The organism is Streptococcus sp. WM07 (assembly GCF_004570525.1).
Lineage (GTDB): Bacteria > Bacillota > Bacilli > Lactobacillales > Streptococcaceae > Streptococcus.
Window position 1 is genome coordinate 1 of record NZ_SPPZ01000089.1, and the last position, 3,555, is coordinate 3,555.

2 protein-coding genes are annotated in these 3,555 nt (G+C 46.2%); one reads left to right on the forward strand and one right to left on the reverse strand.

Annotation, left to right across the window (positions count from 1 at the left end):
- Positions 1 to 3,073: G5 domain-containing protein (locus E4T71_RS08290; protein ID WP_135038846.1), on the reverse strand; the 3,073-nt coding region annotated here is incomplete at its 3' end.
- 268 nt (positions 3,074 to 3,341) lie between these two features.
- Between E4T71_RS08290 and E4T71_RS08295 the strand changes: the two genes are divergently transcribed.
- Positions 3,342 to 3,555 (forward strand): helix-turn-helix domain-containing protein (locus E4T71_RS08295; RefSeq protein ID WP_135034965.1); only part of this gene is annotated, 214 nt, incomplete at its 3' end.

The following is a 3,555-nucleotide window of genomic DNA, read 5'->3' on the forward strand; positions in this document are numbered from 1 at the left end:
CCGGAAGGGCGGTAACCTGACCTGTGCTAGCATCTACACTGTAACGAGTGGTACTTGTCTCAAGACCAGCACGTCCCTCTGTTACAACACGCTCCTGACCTTTTTCGAGATTCGGATCGTCCTGACGAACTTCCTTAAACGGAAGTTCCTTCGTTGTGACACTTGGCTGAGTTCCTACACGAACAATCCGCGATACTGCTGGACTTGTCACACTTTCGCTGACTAGGCTATCCTTGGTCACATTCCAAACAAGTTCCTTAGTTCCTGCAACACCCTCTTGAGCTACCTGACTTGAACCATAAGCAAGACTCTCATCTGATTCATAAACCGTTTCAAAAGCAATCGACTCTTGACGAGTTTCTAAGACATCTTCTGGCTCTGGAGTCACTACTGGTAGCTCAATTTCCTTGGTACCAACCGCAATTACACGATCCTCGGCTGGACGAGTTTCAACCTCAACTGGAAGGGCAGTAACCTGACCTGTTTTCGCATCTACACTGTAACGAGTGGTGCTTGTCTCAAGACCAACACGTCCCTCTGTTACAACACGCTCCTGACCTTTTTCAAGAGTCGGATCATCCTGACGAACTTCCTTAAACGGAAGCCCCTTCGTTGTGACACTTGGCTGAGTTCCTACACGAACAATCTGTGATACTGCTGGACTCGTCACACTTTCACTGACTAGGCTATCCTTGGTAACGTTCCAAACAAGTTCCTTAGTTCCTGCAATACCCTCTTGAGCTACCTGACTTGAACCATAAGCAAGACTCTCATCTGATTCATAAACCGTTTCAAAAGCAATCGACTCTTGACGAGTTTCTAAAACATCTTCTTTCGTACCAACCGCAATCACACGATCCTCAGCTGGACGAGTTTCAACCTCAACCGGAAGGGCGGTAACCTGACCTGTTTTCGCATCTACACTGTAACGGGTGGTGCTTGTCTCAAGACCAACACGTCCCTCTGTTACAACACGCTCCTGACCTTTTTCAAGAGTCGGATCATCCTGACGGATTTCCTTGAACGGAAGTTCCTTCGTTGTGACACTTGGCTGAGTTCCCACACGAACAATCTGTGATACTGCTGGACTCGTCACACTTTCGCTGACTAGGCTATCCTTGGTCACATTCCAAACAAGTTCCTTAGTTCCTGCAACACCCTCTTGAGCTACCTGACTTGAACCATAAGCAAGACTCTCATCTGATTCATAAACCGTTTCAAAAGCAATCGACTCTTGACGAGTTTCTAAGACATCTTCTGGCTCTGGAGTCACTACTGGTGGCTCAATTTCCTTGGTACCAACCGCAATCACACGATCCTCGGCTGGACGAGTTTCAACCTCAACTGGAAGGGCAGTAACCTGACCTGTTTTCGCATCTACACTATAACGAGCGGTGCTTGTCTCAAGACCAACACGTCCCTCTGTTACAACACGCTCTTGACCTTTTTCAAGACTCGGATCTTCCTGACGGATTTCCTTAAACGGAAGCTCTTCTCGATTAATATGAGGCTGTGTCCCAACACGTACTAAACGTTTTGTAGGCGGTAGGACCACTTGCTCACTCACTAATTCCTGTTTGGTAACATTCCAAACAATTTTCTTAGTTCCCCGAATTCCTTCTTCTAGAATTTTCTGATAGCCATAAGCAAGACCCTCATCTGCCTCATAAACTGTTTCAAACAGTAAATCTTCATAACGAACTTCCAAAACATCTTTCTCAGGTTCTGGAGTAACCACTGGTGGTTCAGGAACAACTTCACCTGGTTCGGGAGTAACTACCGGGGGTTCCGGAGTTACTACTGGCGGTTCCGGAGTTACCACTGGTGGTTCAGGAACAACCTCGCCCGGGTCGGGAGTTACTACCGGAGGGTCAGGAGTTACCACTGGCGGTTCGGGAATTACTACCGGAGGGTCAGGAGTTACCACTGGTGGTTCGGGGGTAACTACCGGAGGGTCAGGAGTTACCACTGGTGGTTCGGGAACAACCTCGCCCGGTTCAGGGGTGACTACCGGGGGTTCCGGAGTTACCACTGGAGGTTCGGGAATTACTACCGGCGGTTCCGGAGTTACCACTGGCGGTTCGGGAACAACCTCGCCCGGGTCGGGGGTAACTACCGGAGGGTCGGGGGTAACTACCGGAGGTTCGGGAGTTACCACTGGTGGTTCAGGAACAACTTCACCTGGTTCAGGGGTAACCACTGGTGGTTCGGGAGTTACTACTGGCGGTTCAGGAACAACCTCACTCGGTTCAGGGGTAACTACCGGAGGGTCGGGAGTTACCACTGGTGGTTCGGGAGTTACTACTGGCGGTTCGGGAATTACTACTGGTGGTTCGGGAACAACCTCGCCGGGAGCTGGAGTCTCCTCAGGTACCTGGGGAGCAACAACAGGAGGCACAGGATACAACAATGACGACTCTTCTTGACTAGGATTAGGAAGTCCCTGTAGCAATCCCAACCTGTCTGTCGACTCGCTTCCTTCTGGTAATAAAAGCCCTCCAGCTTTATCCATTTTTAAATAGCCAATATAGCGATAATCCGGAATATCCATTGGAGCTGGTAAACGACCATCAGCTCCTACATTCACAATTTGGTTATACTGTGCTAAAACTACATTCGATAGCGCTAAAGCATCCGATGATAGAACGAATCCTCCTGCACCAGTCAGGAAGAGAGCAACGGTTACTTTTGCTGTTTTTTTCTTTGTAAACTTTAAGCCAACAATAAAAAGAGCTACCGATCCTAGAGCCAATGCTGGATTCAGTAAAGCAGTCCCTGTTTGAGGTAAGTTCTGGCTACCTTCTTGAACACTTTCAGGTCTATAGACTAAATAATAGTCGCTCACCTGCTCTGCGTGAAGACTCGGCAAGGCTTGGATAATTTGCTCTTTTTCCTGAGGAGTCAACTCATCTTCCGTCACATAATGATAGCGAATCGCTGCCTCTTCTTGATCTAACTCAGTAGCTGCTACTTCTTGATCTGAAAACGATAAAAAGACACTACCGACTGTCACCGATAGCAAACCAACTGATAATTTTCTTAGTGAAAACCTTTGAATGTTCTCTCTTCTCATAACGTCCTTTCTACACTCATACGCAAAAAAAGAATACCTTCTATCTAGCTTGTGACCCAACTGTTTCACCAATCAAGTACTCAACAATTATGCTGGAAATTGCTCACTCGGATGAACGAAATAGGCTCTCTCACAAAAACAAATATAAAATTGTAATCCTTTTCAAAAAACTATCTTAATCATAGCATTTATTCACCAGTCTTTCAATAAGACTAGCCTGAGTATCTAATACTTAACAAAAAACAAAAATAGCTGTATACTATAAGGTATGAAAGTCGAACTAAATGAATATCAAATTAGCGAATTGAAGCAAGCCCTGAAAGATAAAAAGAATGCACAGCACCATAGGAAAATTCAAGCTCTCATTCTCTACTCTGAATGTCAGAATTTAACAGCAGTAGCTAAATCAGTAGGTTTTGTTCATCAAACTGTACGAAACTTATTGAACCGTTATCTAGAAGGAGGTTTAGAGGCACTCCTTA